The organism is Anaerostipes sp. AF04-45, from assembly GCF_003461725.1.
Lineage (GTDB): Bacteria > Bacillota > Clostridia > Lachnospirales > Lachnospiraceae > Anaerostipes > Anaerostipes caccae.
In genome coordinates, this window is record NZ_QTXQ01000006.1 from 128,047 (window position 1) to 143,711 (window position 15,665).

At 44.0% G+C, this 15,665-nt stretch carries 14 protein-coding genes; 1 reads left to right on the forward strand and 13 read right to left on the reverse strand.

The window, feature by feature from the left end:
* Positions 1-46: 46 nt before the first annotated feature.
* The 13 genes from DWV34_RS10725 to DWV34_RS10790 form a co-directional block, all read right to left on the reverse strand.
* A complete protein-coding gene (locus DWV34_RS10725) occupies positions 47-1,531 on the reverse strand; it encodes a glutamate synthase subunit beta (RefSeq protein ID WP_009291217.1) in 1,485 nt (494 codons plus the stop codon).
* Positions 1,532-1,543: 12 nt separating this feature from the next.
* Positions 1,544-6,076, reverse strand: a complete 4,533-nt coding sequence (gene gltB, locus DWV34_RS10730) for a glutamate synthase large subunit (protein ID WP_006567318.1) — start codon at positions 6,074-6,076, stop codon at positions 1,544-1,546.
* 349 nt (positions 6,077-6,425) lie between these two features.
* On the reverse strand, positions 6,426-6,935 hold the full coding sequence (locus DWV34_RS10735) for a YbhB/YbcL family Raf kinase inhibitor-like protein (protein WP_022261400.1): 510 nt from the start codon (positions 6,933-6,935) through the stop codon (positions 6,426-6,428).
* Positions 6,936-7,022: 87 nt separating this feature from the next.
* Complete coding sequence (locus DWV34_RS10740) at positions 7,023-7,388, reverse strand: winged helix-turn-helix transcriptional regulator (RefSeq protein ID WP_006567320.1); 366 nt, start codon at positions 7,386-7,388, stop codon at positions 7,023-7,025.
* A gap of 13 nt (positions 7,389-7,401) precedes the next feature.
* Entirely contained in the window at positions 7,402-7,953 is a 552-nt protein-coding gene (locus tag DWV34_RS10745) for a cysteine hydrolase family protein (protein ID WP_118476215.1), read from the reverse strand.
* Between the two features lie 88 nt (positions 7,954-8,041).
* Positions 8,042-8,401 carry a winged helix-turn-helix transcriptional regulator gene (locus DWV34_RS10750; RefSeq protein WP_006567322.1) on the reverse strand — a complete coding sequence of 120 codons (360 nt, stop codon included), beginning with the start codon at positions 8,399-8,401 and terminating at the stop codon, positions 8,042-8,044.
* A gap of 515 nt (positions 8,402-8,916) precedes the next feature.
* Entirely contained in the window at positions 8,917-10,092 is a 1,176-nt protein-coding gene (locus DWV34_RS10760) for an iron-containing alcohol dehydrogenase (protein ID WP_118476217.1), read from the reverse strand.
* Between the two features lie 166 nt (positions 10,093-10,258).
* Positions 10,259-10,918, reverse strand: a complete 660-nt coding sequence (gene queC / locus DWV34_RS10765; protein ID WP_006567326.1) for a 7-cyano-7-deazaguanine synthase QueC — start codon at positions 10,916-10,918, stop codon at positions 10,259-10,261.
* A gap of 16 nt (positions 10,919-10,934) precedes the next feature.
* Positions 10,935-11,522, reverse strand: coding sequence for a GTP cyclohydrolase I FolE (gene folE / locus DWV34_RS10770; protein WP_118476219.1), 588 nt, complete (start codon positions 11,520-11,522; stop codon positions 10,935-10,937).
* Positions 11,523-11,528: 6 nt separating this feature from the next.
* On the reverse strand, positions 11,529-12,197 hold the full coding sequence (gene queE / locus DWV34_RS10775) for a putative 7-carboxy-7-deazaguanine synthase QueE (protein ID WP_022261397.1): 669 nt from the start codon (positions 12,195-12,197) through the stop codon (positions 11,529-11,531).
* 2 nt (positions 12,198-12,199) lie between these two features.
* Positions 12,200-12,619 (reverse strand): 6-carboxytetrahydropterin synthase QueD, encoded by a 420-nt coding sequence (gene queD / locus DWV34_RS10780; RefSeq protein WP_022261396.1) that lies wholly within the window; start codon positions 12,617-12,619, stop codon positions 12,200-12,202.
* A 282-nt stretch (positions 12,620-12,901) separates the two neighbouring features.
* The gene (locus DWV34_RS10785; RefSeq protein ID WP_118476221.1) at positions 12,902-13,621 is read right to left on the reverse strand and encodes a helix-turn-helix domain-containing protein; all 720 of its coding nucleotides are present in this window, start codon (positions 13,619-13,621) and stop codon (positions 12,902-12,904) included.
* A gap of 114 nt (positions 13,622-13,735) precedes the next feature.
* Positions 13,736-14,602: a LysR family transcriptional regulator gene (locus DWV34_RS10790; RefSeq protein ID WP_118476223.1), complete on the reverse strand. Its 867-nt coding sequence runs from the start codon at positions 14,600-14,602 to the stop codon at positions 13,736-13,738.
* 125 nt (positions 14,603-14,727) lie between these two features.
* Here DWV34_RS10790 and DWV34_RS10795 point away from each other — a divergent pair, with 125 nt between their 5' ends.
* Positions 14,728-15,582, forward strand: coding sequence for a DMT family transporter (locus DWV34_RS10795; protein ID WP_009291205.1), 855 nt, complete (start codon positions 14,728-14,730; stop codon positions 15,580-15,582).
* Positions 15,583-15,665 lie beyond the last annotated feature (83 nt).

Here is a 15,665-nt window from a genome sequence, read left to right on the forward strand (position 1 = left end):
CCAGAGACAAAACCAAACTGGCTTCGTCTCCGGAAATGTAAACATATTACAGGTTTGTGTATCCCATCATCTGAAGGTCCACTTCTCTCGCTGCTTCCCGTCCTTCGCGGATTGCCCACACGACCAATGACTGGCCCCGGTGCATATCTCCCGCGGTAAACACGTTTTTAACGTTGGTGCGGAAAGAATCCGGCTCTGTGGCTACATTGGTGCGTTCATTTACCTTCACACCAAATGCATCGGTCACATAGGATTCACTTCCGAGGAATCCGGCAGCGATCAGCACAAGATCCACTGGAATTTCTTTCTCTGTCCCCGGCACCTCTGCCATTGTCATCCGGCCGGTTTTCTCATCCTTTTTGCTCTCAAGCTTTATGATAACGGCTTTCGATACCTCACCCTTTTTGTTTTTCTTAAATTCTTTTACGGTCGTCTGATAGGTTCTCGGATCATGACCAAATACGGCGATGGCTTCCTCCTGGCCGTAGTCTGTCTTGCAGACTCTCGGCCACTCCGGCCACGGATTATTCTCTGCGCGCTCATCCGGGAGCTTCGGCATCATTTCCAGCTGGATGACACTCTTGGCTCCGTGGCGGACAGAAGTACCCACGCAGTCATTTCCCGTGTCGCCTCCTCCGATGACCATGACATTCTTTCCCTTGGCACTGATATAAGTATTGTCTTTCAGTCCGCTGTCCAGCAGGGCTTTCGTGGTGGATTTCAGGAAGTCTACGGCAAAATAAATGTTTTTGGCATCCCTTCCCGGAACTTCGATGTCTCTCGGATGGGAGGAACCGCATGCCAGGATAATGCTGTCATATTCTTTTTTCAGCTGTTCCGTCTTGATATCTCTTCCCACATCTGCATTCGTCTTAAATAAAATGCCTTCTTCTTCCATGATTTTTATCTTCCGGTCCACGATCTGCTTTTCCAGCTTCATGTTTGGAATCCCATACATCATCAGTCCGCCGACCCTGTCGGAACGTTCATAGACTGTAACCTGATGTCCTCTCTTGTTCAGCGAGTTGGCCGCCGAAAGCCCGGCGGGTCCGGAACCGATAACAGCGACCTTTTTCCCGGTCCGGCTCTTTGGCGGTTTTGCATCCGCAAGTCCGTTGGCATAACCGTATTCAATAATGCTCAGCTCATTCTGCTTGGAGCAGACAGGTTCACCGTTGAGGCCGCAGGTACAGGCCGCCTCACACAGGGCAGGGCAGACCCTGCCTGTAAACTCCGGAAACGGATTGGTTTTTTTCAGCCTCTCAAATGCCTGTTCCCAGTTTCCGGTATAAATCAGGTCGTTCCACTCCGGCACCAGGTTATTTAACGGACACCCGGACGCCATACCGCCGAGCATCAGTCCTGACTGGCAAAACGGTACGCCGCAGTCCATGCATCTGGCTCCCTGTCTCTGCTGTTCTTCGGTCGGGAGGGGAATATGGAATTCATTATAGTGTTTGATTCTCTCTTTAGGCTCCTCCGCCCTTGCGTCTTTTCTCTCGTAATCTATAAATCCGGTTGGTTTTCCCATTGGTCTGTCCTCCTACTTAGCGTTCTCATAAAATGCTTCGATCTGCGCCTGCTCACTGCTGAGTCCCCGCTCTTCCATCTGTACGATCAGGTTCAGCATCCGTTTATAGTCTACCGGCATGATCTTTTTAAACTTCGGCAGAAATTCCTCAAAGTTTCTAAGGATTTTCTTTCCTTTTTCGGAGTTGGTATAAGCCACATGTTCTTTCAGCATTTCTTTGACTTCAAGTACGTCGTATTTGGAGGTGATCGTTTCGATGGTCACCATCTCCTTGTTGACATTCATATAAAGGGAACTGTCCTCATCTAAGACGTAAGCGATGCCTCCGCTCATACCCGCCGCAAAATTCTTTCCTGTCTCACCCAGGACTAAGACACGGCCTCCGGTCATATATTCACATCCGTGATCACCCACGCCTTCCACTACGGCAGCAGCACCGGAATTTCTGACACAGAACCGCTCTCCCGCAACTCCGTTGATAAATGCTTTGCCGCTGGTAGCCCCGTAGAGTGCCACATTTCCGACAATGATGTTTTCTTCCGGTTTAAACTTGATGCCGGCCGGCGGATATACTACCAGCTTTCCTCCGGACAGTCCTTTTCCGAAGTAGTCGTTGCTGTCCCCGACAAGCTCCAGCGTGAGGCCTTTCGGAATAAACGCCCCGAAGCTCTGCCCTCCTGCACCGCTGCATTTTACAGTATACATATCATCAGGCAGCGTGTTTTCTCCCCATCGCTTCGTAATCTCGGAACCGAAGATCGTTCCAAAGGTACGGTCGATGTTTGTGACATCCAGCTCGATGCTCTTTCTCTGCTTTTTCTCAAGTGCAGGTTTTAATTGTTTCAGGAGAACCGTCTCATCCGCTACTTTATCCAGCTTAAAATCATAGACTTTTTTATGGGTATAATCAATCTTTTCTGCCTTGGCATAGGAAGTATCAAGGATTCTTGACAGATCAATGTGTCTGTCTTGTGTCTCTTTTGTCGGCTTTAACAGATCGGTGCGTCCAACCAGCTCATCGATGGTGGCCACGCCCAGCTTCGCCATATATTCTCTCAGCTCCTGTGCTATAAACCGCATGAAGTTGACCACATATTCCGGTTTTCCGGCAAAACGTTTGCGGAGTTCCGGATTCTGTGTCGCAACACCCACCGGGCAGGTATCCAGATTGCAGACACGCATCATCACACATCCCAGCGTCACAAGCGGCGCCGTCGCAAATCCGAACTCCTCTGCACCGAGCATGGCGGCAATGGCCACATCCCGTCCGCTCATAAGCTTTCCATCGGTTTCCAGTACAACCTTGTTCCTTAAATCGTTCATGATCAGGTTCTGGTGCGCCTCAGCAAGCCCCAGTTCCCACGGAAGTCCCGCGTTGTAAATAGAGTTCCTCGGTGCGGCTCCCGTACCTCCGTCATAACCGGAGATCAGAATAACCTGGGCACCGGCCTTTGCGACACCGGATGCCACCGTACCGACTCCCGCTTCGGAAACAAGCTTCACTGAAATCCTTGCGTCTCTGTTGGCATTTTTGCAGTCATAGATCAGCTGTGCCAAGTCCTCAATCGAATAAATATCGTGATGGGGCGGAGGCGAAATCAGCCCCACTCCCGCCGTTGAATGACGGGTCTTTGCAATCCACGGGTAAACCTTCTTTCCGGGGAGGTGCCCCCCTTCTCCAGGTTTTGCTCCCTGGGCCATCTTGATCTGGATTTCTTTTGCACTTACAAGGTACTCGCTGGTCACACCGAACCTTCCGGATGCTACCTGTTTGATGGCAGAACAGCGGTTCTTTCCGTCTCTTCCCACCGTCAGCCGTTCCGGGCGTTCTCCGCCCTCTCCGCTGTTGGACTTGCCGCCCAGCATATTCATGGCAATGGCAAGAGTCTCATGAGCCTCTCCTGAGATGGAACCGTAAGACATGGCTCCTGTCTTAAATCTCTTTACAATGGAATCCACACTTTCCACCTTATCCAGAGGAATTCCCTTTGAAGGATAGTTAAACTCCATCAAGCCTCTTAAATTTCCGGGCTCTAATTCCTCATCGATCATATGGGTATACTTCTTAAAAGTCTCGTAATTTCCTGTTCTCGCCGCCATCTGAAGCGTATGGATCGTCTGCGGATTATAAAGATGCTGTTCCTTTCCGCTTCTAAACTTGTGGCTTCCTGTGCTCTCCAGCATCAGGTCATTTTCCAGTCCCAGCGGATCAAATGCAGATGAATGTCTGATGTCCACATCTTCTTCGATATCTTTTAACGTAATTCCTTCCACACGGCTGACGGTATTGGTAAAATACTGATCAATCACCTTAGAATCAATACCGATGGCCTCAAAAATCTGAGATCCCTGATATGACTGGATCGTGGAAATCCCCATCTTGGATGCAATTTTGATGATTCCGTGAAGGACTGCGTTTGTATAGTCTTCCACAGCCGCATAATAATCCTTGTGCAGCAGGTTATCGTCGATCAGTTTCTGAATCGCCTGCAGTGCCAGATATGGATTTACCGCACAGGCTCCGTAGCCAAGCAGCGTGGCAAAATGATGGACTTCTCTCGGCTCTCCGCTCTCCAGGATCAGAGCTACGGAAGTCCGTTTCTTTGTCTTAATCAGATGCTGGTGCATGGCCGATACCGCAAGCAGAGACGGAATCGCCACATGGTTTTCATCCACTCCCCTGTCAGACAGGATAATGATATTTGCTCCGTCCCTGTAAGCACGGTCTGCTTCCACAAACAGGCGGTCCAGCGCCTTTTCAAGGGATGTATTTTTATAATAAATGATCGGAAGCTCCGCAACCTGGAAGCCTTCTGTCTTCATATTCTTGATCTTCAGCAGATCTGTGTCCGTGAGAATCGGATTGTGGACTTTCAGCACCTGGCAGTTCTCCGGTTTCTCTTCCAGAATATTTCCGTCTTTTCCGACATAAATCGTGGTAGAAGTCACAAGTTCTTCCCTGATCGCGTCGATCGGCGGATTGGTTACCTGTGCAAACAGCTGTTTAAAGTAATTAAACAGCGGCTGATGCTTCTTTGAGAGAACCGCCAGCGGGGAATCTGTACCCATGGCCGCGATCGCCTCAGAGCCGTTTAACGCCATCGGCTGAATCGCGGTTTTTACTTCCTCATAAGAATATCCGAATGCCTTTAAGAGCTTTTCTCTCTGCTCTGTCTCATAAGACGGAACCGGAATATTTGGTATCTTTAAATCTTTGAGTTCTGTGAGATTGCTGTCAAGCCATTCTCCGTACGGCTCTTTTCCCGCATAAGATTCTTTGACCACATCGTCGTCAATGACTTCTCCTTTGACCGTATCCACCAGGAGCATCTTCCCGGGACGCAGTCGTTCTTTCACGAGGATCTTGGTAGGGTCAATGTCCAAAACTCCGATCTCGGAGGACAGGATCAGCTGGTCGTCATCTGTAATATAATACCTGGAAGGACGCAGGCCGTTTCGGTCGAGCACAGCTCCCACCTGGTCTCCGTCGGTGAAAAGAATAGAGGCCGGTCCGTCCCACGGCTCCATCATCGTCGCATAATACTGGTAAAAATCCCTTTTCTTCTGACTTATGACCTTATTGTTTTCCCACGGTTCCGGTATCGTGATCATGATCGCGTGCGGCAGGGCCATTCCGCTCATCACAAGGAATTCCAGGGTATTGTCAAGCCGTGCAGAGTCGGACCCGTTCGGATTGACCACCGGGATCACCTTATGCATCTGGCCTTTCAGGTACTTGGATTCCATATTTTCTTCCCTTGCCAGCATCTTATCTGCATTTCCGCGGATCGTGTTGATCTCACCGTTATGTACGATGAACCGGTACGGATGCGCTTTCTCCCAGCTCGGAGTCGTATTCGTACTAAAACGGGAATGAACAAGGGCAATGGCAGATTCGTAGTTTGGGTCCTGAAGGTCTTTAAAAAATGTTCTGAGCTGTCCCACAAGGAACATTCCCTTATATACGATCGTCCTGCTGGACAGGGAAATCACAAAGGTCTCTTCGTTGCTCTGTTCAAATACTTTCCGGACAATGTACAGCCTGCGGTCAAATTCCAGTCCTTTCTCTGCATCCTCCGGCTTTTCGATAAATGCCTGGAGAATCTTCGGCATACATTCAATGGCTTTTTTGCCCAAAACCGTGCTGTCGGTCGGCACTTCCCTCCATCCGAGGAACTTCATGCCTTCCTTTTCCACGATGATCTCAAACATCTTTTTGGCCTGCTGTACTTTCAGCTCGTCATTTGGAAAGAAAAACATGCCGACTCCGTATTCTCTCTCTCCCCCGATTCCAATACCAGACTCTTTACATGCCTTTTCAAAAAATTTGTGGGAAATCTGGAGCATAATGCCGACACCGTCTCCGGTCTCCCCGGCCGCATCTTTTCCTGCCCGGTGTTCCAGGGTCTCAACAATCTTTAATGCGTTATCGACCGTGGTATGACTTTTGATTCCCTTAATATTGACACAGGCACCGATCCCGCAGTTGTCATGCTCAAAGCTGGAATCGTATAGCCCGGGTGTGTTGTCTCTTTTGATCGTCATAAATCTCTTCCTTTCATTCAGCAGTTTGGAAATGTTATTTTTTGTAGAATTCCTACGTTGGAATCTATCATACAAAAATATATTCGTCTTGTAAAGCGTTTTTTTCTTAAGTTATCTGATTATTTGAATATTTATATATATTTTTATAATTATCAGAATATTTTACAGGATAATTTCTCCATTCAATGACAAAAAGAAACAGCCGGGACATCAACTGTCCCGGCCCTGATTATGTATGTTGTATAAATACATCTAATATGTTTGCAAAAGAGTATAAATTTGAACAGCAAACATTGTTGATACACCTATAGCCACAAAGCACATTATTTTCATAATTCTCAACCCTATTTTAAAAGGGAACTTTTTCATATATTCCTTTTAAAACAGCTTCTTCAATAATATGTCCGTCCATCTGTTTCCATAATTCGTTTAGGTAAAAACCATTTTCTATACATAATTTTTTATCCAACGCAAACACATGGAGTTCATATGTATGTGATTTATCTGGTGGTGTCATCCCCCCATAATAACTGGATTGTTTTCTGCTCTGTTGGTTTCCTTGTATACTTATCCAACTATTGGCTCCTTGTATAAAGTCTGCAGCCGTCTGACTTTCGTTTTCTTTTAATTCATTGCGAAGTAAATTTGCTCCCAACCAATGTATCCATTGAAAGCCAGTAACAGCATATGCGTCCTTATCTTCAAGTATAAAAGCAAAAGATATCGTATTTTTGGGAGCTTCTTCAATTTTAAAAGGCAATGAATACGTTGGAATATTATTTTCATTAAAATTCGTACCATATCCACCATATTTTTTTTCAATAATTCCATTAGAGATTCCTACACTTGAAATATACATAAATTCTCCTCCTTGTATATCATTTAATTTAAGATATATGATAACAAGGGGGAAATAAAACGTAAATTACCCACTTTTTTGTAGGTATCAGTCTGGTATAACGTGTTTCTCAGTTAATTCATTTTCTTTTCCATTTTTCTTTAAATATTCAATCCCTATATGTTGCATAATTCGTAATGCTTCTAGTATTTGATTCCCCATATCTTCTGTCAAAAAATACTCAACATGAAGTGGATAACCAGCAAATGTTTTTTTATCAACAAATCCATAATCTACAAGTTCCTTTAAATGTTCCAAAAGCATTTTTTGTGTAATTCCATCAATATCACTCTCTAATTTAGACAAAGAAGTAGCCCCTAATCGTAAACGCCATAAAATAATTGGCTTCCATTTTCCCTTTATCATATCATGAACTAATTCCAAAGGGCATGTATATTCATCTCTTAATTTCATTGGACATCAACTCCTATAAGTCATATTGGTAAAACAAATAATCTGTACTTGTAATAACATTAGCAAATTTCTGATTTAAAGAAGCCATAAATATGCTTTGGACAGTATCTGCTGGGATATAGTCTCCATTCCATTCTAATTCCTTGGTTGCACAACCATCTGATATTAGTGTAAGTTTATAGCCATAGTCTTTGGCAGCTCTTATAGTTGTGTCAATACACATATGTGTCATCATTCCACAAACGACCAATTCCGTGACCCCATTCTCCACCAGTTTGTTTTGCAAATTCGTTTCATAAAAACTATTTGGATAATGCTTAACAATAACTGTTTCTGTATCTAATGGTTTAATATCATTATGAATTTGTACACCATCTGTATTTGGATTAAAAAATGTTCCATTTATAGACTCATGGCGAATGTAAATAACTGGCAGGTCTTGTTTTCTAAAATCTTTCAATAAATCTTTTATTGCATTCAACGCTACCTCTGGTTTATACAACTGGCACTTTCCATTAGGAAAATAATCATTTTGCACATCAATAATAAGTAATGCTTTTTTCATATTCCCATATCCTTTCTTAATTCTTAATCATATGATATAGGATAATAATCCCCAAGTAAATTACTTACTTTTTCGTATATAATAGAGTTTAATAACAAATTCCTTTTTCATCAAGTATCTCCGTCATACAATGCTCTACCATGTAATCTATACCAATTTCTTGCATTATCTTAATTGCTGATAGCATCTTTTCTCCCTGCCCAGTTAAAAAGTATTCCACTTTTAAAGGATATCCATCATATGTTTTTTTATCAATTAAGCCAAAGTGTTTCAATTCACGCAGTTGTTCCAATAGCATTTTTTGAGTTATTCCTGCTATACTGTGATAGAGTTCAGAAAAAGAACATTTTCCATTTCTAAGTTGAAAAATAATTATCGTTTTCCATTTTCCCTTTATCATATCATGAACAAGTTCTAATGGGCATGTATAGTTTTTTCTAAGTTTCATTTTATTATCATCTCCTATGTGGAATATTTTATATGTTTAGGCTCAATATTTCAAAACATATTTTTTTCGGAAAATATTCTATGATACGGTACCCCTCTGGAGTGAACTTACATATACAAGACTTTTTCTACATTCCAGATACCCGAATAGCTTTTAATCTTTTTCCAGTTCTTTCGTAAGTCTATAAATGGGAAAAGGACAGCCATTTTCAGACTGTCCCTTAAAGAGAAATACGCCGTCAGCAGCAACAATTTTTCACAGCCGACTTCTACTTGCATATCATTAAAAATATCGTTCACCACATCACTCCAATCTGGATTTTAGGTAAAAAAAGCAGTCAATCCTAAGACCAACTGCTTTATGTTTATGGATATGAAATTATAAATTAGCTAATGACTATTCCTTAACTGATACAGATAATATGAAAGAGTTGTTTAAACATCGGCTTTACTTTCCATAGAATATGGATGAATAAACCATATGCTACAAACGCCATTATGTTCTGAATATTTTCTTTAAAATGTTACATCTTTTCCATAGTAGATGCACTCTAAAACTTTTTCCATGTCATCTACAGAAGTTTCTCTAGGATTAGATCCCGTACATGCGTCTGCCACAGCGCGCTCTGCGATCATCCTCTTCTTCTGGTTGAATTCTTCCTCATTGATTCCAAAATCTTTCAAATTGGAAACAATATTTAACTTCTTATTCATCTCACGGATCGCCTCAATCAGTGAAAGAGTCAATGCCTTATCGGAATTTCCAGGAAGTCCGATTCTCCTTGCGATAGCCGCATAGCGCTCCTCACAAACCTTTGCGTTGAACTGGATCACATATGGCAGATAAATGGCATTTGCACATCCGTGTGTGATATGTCCGGTGTCAAATACAGCTCCGGTCTTATGAGCCAGAGAGTGCACGATTCCCAAAAGAGCATTGGAAAAAGACATTCCTGCAAGACACTGTGCATAGTGCATATTCTCGCGGGCTGTCATATCTCCCTCATAGGAAGCTTTTAAGTTGTCAAATACCATTTCGATCGCTTCTAACGCCAGCGGATCTGAGAATGGAGAGTGAAGTCCTGCCACATAAGCCTCGATGGCATGGGTCAATGCATCCATTCCTGTATAGGATGTCAGTTTCGGAGGCATCGTCTCTGCCAATGCAGGATCTACGATTGCAATATCCGGTGTGATCTCAAAATCTGCCAGCGGATATTTGATTCCTGAACTGTAGTCTGTGATAACAGCAAATGCCGTCACTTCAGTTGCTGTACCTGAGGTTGACGGTATCGCAAGAAATTTCGCTTTATTCCTGAGCGTCGGAACTGTAAACGGATCTTTTACGTCGTCAAACGTAGTTTCCGGATGCTCATAGAAAATCCACATAGCCTTTGCAGCATCGATCGGAGAGCCTCCGCCCATGGCTACGATCCAGTCCGGCTCAAACTCTCTCATAATTTCTGCACCTTTAAATACAGTCTCAACGGAAGGGTCCGGTTCCACACCTTCAATTAATTTTGTCTCAATACCAGCTTCTTTTAAATAATCAACAACCTGATCTACAAATCCAAAACGTTTCATAGAACCGCCGCCGATTACCAAAACTGCTTTTTTTCCATCCAATGTCTTCAGTGTCTCAAGTGATCCTTTTCCAAAGTATAAATCTCTAGGTAATGTAAATCTTCCCATACGTTATCTCCTTTGCTCCATAGGATTGAAATGTTGACAACCCTGACCAATGGTTACATCCCTATTGTACTATTTTGTTAATGTTTTATCAATAAAAATCTGCAGCAAACTTACACTCACACAAATGTTCTGATATTGACCATATGACATTGACATTTGTTCTTTCTTACTTTCGCTCCGAAAGATAGGCTTCCATCCCCCGCCTTCTGAGTCTGCACGCAGGACAGTCTCCGCATCCGTCCCCCCTGACTCCGTTATAGCAGGTCAGTGTTTCCTGTCTGATCACATCAAATACGCCCAGATCATCGGCCATTTTCCACGTTTCTTTTTTGTCGATCCACATAAGAGGCGTAATCACTTCAAACTCGTAATCCATCGCCAGAGTCAGCGTCGTCTCCAGAGACGTAATAAATACGTGTCTGCAGTCCGGATATCCGCTGAAATCGCTCTGGGACACGCCGGTCACCAGTACATGAATATCTCTCTGCTTTGCAAATACTGCCGCAAAGGTAAGAAACAGCATATTTCTTCCGTCTACAAAAGAATTCGGCGTACCCGTCTCAGGCGCCTCTTTGTCCACCTCTATATCCGCCCTCGTCAATGAGTTGGGAGCCAGCTGGTTTAAGAGGGCCATATCCAGAATATGATGCTCTACGCCATATTTTTTGCAGATTTCTTTGGCACAGATCAATTCATCCGAATGCTTCTGTCCGTAATCAAAAGAAAGCGCAATGACTTCTTCATATTTTTTCTTTGCCCAGAACAGACAGGTGGTACTGTCCTGTCCCCCACTGAATACTACGACTGCTTTTGTCGGTTTTGACATAATCTTATTCCTCCTCTTATCTGTCTGCGAGCATATAAAAGCGGTTTTCCATGGCAGGATCGCTCTCGAACCGTCCCCTCAGTGTGGAAGTGATGGTCTTTGCCTGATTTTTCTTAATACCCCTGGCGCTCATACAGCTGTGATTTCCTTCGATGAGTACTGCCACATCCTCTGTCCCCGCCACTTTGGAAATGATCTCCGCAATATCCGACCCGATCCGCTCCTGGAGCTGAAGTCTCTTGCCGACCATGTCACAGATCCTTGCAATTTTGCTCAGTCCCAGAATCTTTTCCTTCGGCTGGTAGGCCACAGTGACTTTCATATTGTACATAAGAGCCAGATGGTGTTCGCAGTAGCTGAAAATATTGATATCTTTTACAACGACCATATCCTTATGATTTTTTACAGACAGATCATCTTCAAAGGTTTTGGAGTACATTTCTGCAATCTGGTCATTGCTGTAATTCATTCCCTCAAACACTTCTTCATACATCCTGGCCACACGGTCCGGCGTCTCCTTAAGGCCTTCCCGGTCCGGGTCATCCCCCAGCGCTTCCAGAATTCCTCTGATATGTTTTTTGACTGCTTCTTTATCGATTGCCATAGCTTCTTAGACTCCCTTCCGCTCCGGATCCCAGACAACTTTATGGATCTGGATCTGGAACCTGACTTTATTCATCCTGTGTTCTTTCATAAACTCCACGATCTCATCCGGAGGTATGGCACCGAAAACCGGACTGAAATACACAATCGCCTTTTCACAGAGAGAAAACCGTTCGATGACTTCTTTTGCTTTCTCCAGATCTTCTCTTGTTCCTATCACAAACTTTACCACATCCCAAGGTTTTAATTCTTCCATATTTTCAAGACACATGGACTCCTCCATGCCGCTGGAGGGAAGTTTATAATCCATGGTCATGGAAAGTCTCGCGTCCCGCTCTCTCCATGGACGGATGGGAATACTTCCGTTTGTTTCGATTTCCAGTTCCATCTTTGGAAGAGATAAAATACCTCCGATCAGTTCGCTGATATTCTCATCCAGCAAAGGTTCTCCTCCGGTCAATGTCACCAGATCCACTCCCGACTCCTTTACCATCTGTGACACTTCCGCAGCCGTCATGAGTTCTGCCTCGCCTTTTTTACTGATGGCCCATTTGGTATCGCAGTAGGAACAGTTTAAATTACATCCCCTAAGGCGAATGAACATAGAAAGCCTGCCTGCCTTCTTTCCCTCACCGTTGATACTCACAAAACTTTCTGCTATCTTAAAAACTTCCATCTCTATTCTCCGTAAATGGCACAGTTATTCGGCGTCTCATATACTTCCACAAAAGATACGTCATAACCGTCCTGTTTGATCCGGTCATAAAAATATCTGGCAAAATTCTCTGCCGTAGGGCGGAATTTCACTTCAATGATCCGGAACTCTTCTTCTCTCAGTGCCTCTATCGTCTTGGTCTTCAGTGTGTCTTTTTCCATGATCAAAGCATGGTCAAACTCGTCTGCAATTTCTTTTACCTTGTCCTTTAATTCGCCGAAGTCTACAACCATCCCCCTGGTCTGGCCCTGTTCTTCTACTTTTTCCTTTTGGATCGTCACCGACAGTTTCCACCGGTGTCCGTGCAGATTTCTGCACTTGCCCTCGTATCCCGCCAGAAAATGTGCGGAGTCAAAAGACGCATGTGTATTTAACTGGTACATGTTGATCCCTTTCTCTCGTTTTCTATTTCTCCTGTTTCAGGCCTCATCCAAAAAAACATGAAACAGCAAAAGACACGCCACCCGCGGTGTCCGTGTCTCTAAGCATTCTTCTAAGACATAAGAAATATGTCTGATCATATTCTCTTATTTTGTCCTAGTTTTGTTTAAAGACAGGATGGTACGAATGAACTGTCTGATATATTTACAATAACTAAATGAGTATAACACAATTTTCATTCAAAAGAAATAAAAATTTCAAGTTTTTCTCCCCAGTCTTCCGTTTTACCTCATGGCTGCTGAAAATAACCGGATCAAGAATTTCCATGTACGGGGATATTCCCTCAGGATCGTTTGTCTGATTTCTTCACAGGCTGCTGCCCCTTTTTCTGTGAAAACAAATGCTCCGTCAGCAGCGCCTCCGATGGCTATGTGTGCATTGGCGTAACCTCCCACAGCAATACGGGCGGCCAAAGCACATCCTCCTGCGGCGTACACTCCTACGGCCAGTCCGCCTATGGCAAAAATACCGAGAGCAGCGCCTCCAATGGCCAGTCCGCCAAGGGCGAGTCCCCCAAAGGCCAGCAGTCCCAGAGATGCCGTTCCTATAGATATCAGCCCCGCAGAGAGCAGACCCATAGAGAAAAGACCTACAGCAAAGTTTCCAATAGCTATGATTCCTTTTGCTTTATACATCCCCCGCCCAAAATTGATATGCACCAGCGGAATCCCGAATACGGTCAGCCTGCTCTTGTATTCATAGTGGAGATTCACATTCACATAGACCACTTCTTTTTCTGCCGGTGCATTAGAACTTCCAACCAGCTCATCAATGCTGACCTGAAAGATTCTGCTCAGTTCCATCAGCTTATTCAGCTCCGGCGTTGTCGATCCCAGCTCCCACTTAGATACGGTCTGCCTCGATACATTCAGCCGGTTTCCCAGTTCTTCCTGTGACCAGCCTTTCTCTTTTCTTAAACGATTTAAATTTTCATAGAACTCCATAGGCTATCTCCCCTGTCTGTTTTTTATATATCATAAGAACTGCGGCTCTTTTTTTCCACCAAACGCCGTTGGAAATGTGTCAACTAAAGTTAACATCCACGGTTTTTAGCCATTTTATCTGTATTCTAGGTAATCCAGGAACCGTTTTACCGCAAGAGACATTCCTTTCCTGTCACGGAAAGCCAGCCCGATCTTTCGGCAGGCCGGCACTTCTAATTCTTTCGTGACAATCCGGTAAGGAATCCTCTGCAGGATGAGCTTCGGCAGGATACTGATTCCCAGCCCGCTCTCCACCATGGACATGATGGCATAGTCATCCCATGTTGTAAAATGAACGTTCGGAGTGATGCCGCACCGCTCAAAAATTTCCGATATCTCTGCTTTTGCCCCTTTTTCCAGCAGCATAAAAGGATCATCACATAATGCACCCACAGGAAATTTACTGCATCCGGCCAAAGGATGATGTTCCGGAAGAACAGCCATCAGCTGATCATCTTCTAAAAAAATAGCTTCAAACTCCGGAAGCGTAGGCAGTTTCAAAAATCCACAGTCCACCCGGCCTTCTGTGATCCAGCTTTCTATCTCCGTATAGTCTCCCAGCAGCAGTTCATAATCAATGTTGGGGTAATCTTCCTGAAACTTTTTAATGATATTCGGAAGCCAGTGTGTCGCCACACTTGAAAAAGTCCCGATTCGGATCAGACCGGCTTCCATCCCTTTCAGTTCATCGACTTGTGTCTGTAAATTCTGAAACTCATCACACACTCTCTTTGCATACGGCAGCAGCTTCAATCCGTCAGAAGTCAGCCTCACCCCTGAATGTCCCCGTTCCAGAAGGGAGATACCCCACTCTGTTTCCAGATCATGGATCATACGGCTAATCCCTGACTGGGAATAATCCAGTTTCTGGGCGGCCCTTGTAAAACTCCCGGATTCCACGGTTTCAACGAAAGCCATATACTTTTGTATGTTCATCTCCATGCCGGTATTCCTCTCCTATCCATCTGATATTGTAATATAAATTATAACAAATATTCGTTTTTGTAATTTATAGTTTTATGTTACAGTAGTATCACAAATGATTCAAGAAAAATCGAGGTGTCACAATGAAAAAAGCTTATCTGAAATACTTTACCGCATTGCTTCTGTTTGGTTCCAACGGAATCGTTGCTAGTTATATCCTGCTTAACAGCTATGAAATCGTATTTTTAAGAACCCTTATCGGAAGTCTGTTTCTCATTGCAGTTTTTTTATTTTCCGGAAGAAAGCCGCAGGGGTTTCACGATAAAAAACATATTCTTTATATCACCATATCCGGCATAGCGATGGGAATCAGCTGGATGCTTCTGTATGAAGCATATAAAACGGTCGGAGTCAGTATTGCCACTCTTGCATACTACTGCGGTCCGGTCATCGTGATGGCTGTCTCTCCTATGGTCTTTCAAGAACGCATGACACTAAAAAAACTTTCAGGTTTTGCCGCCGTAATTGCCGGTATGTATCTGGTCAATAAAAACGGTTTATTTAAGACCCATGTCTCTGCCGGGCTGATCTTCGGCATCCTGTCAGCTGCCATGTATGCTCTTATGGTTATCTTTAACAAAAAAGCAAAGAGCATTACCGGTCTTGAAAATTCCGCATTTCAGCTGATCATAAGTTTTTTGACCGTAGCCGTCTTCATGCAGACAAGACAGAGACTCTATATTTCCTCTGTTTTTCATAACCTTTTTCCTGTGCTGTTTTTAGGCATTGTCAACACAGGCATCGGCTGCTATTTTTATTTTTCTTCTATCGGTCGGCTGCCTGCAGGATCAGTGGCCGTCTGCGGATATCTCGAACCATTGTCGGCTCTCATATTCTCAGCATTTTTTCTCAGAGAGCGCCTGTCGGCGGTACAGCTTCTGGGAGCCGTTCTTATTCTGGGAGGTGCTGTGGTCGGTGAATTGTCACGAAAAAAGTGACCGTCATAAAAACGTGTAATTTAGAAATTTACGAGAACAAGTGAATTTCAAGTGAACACCTTTAAACAACTTAACACCACCCA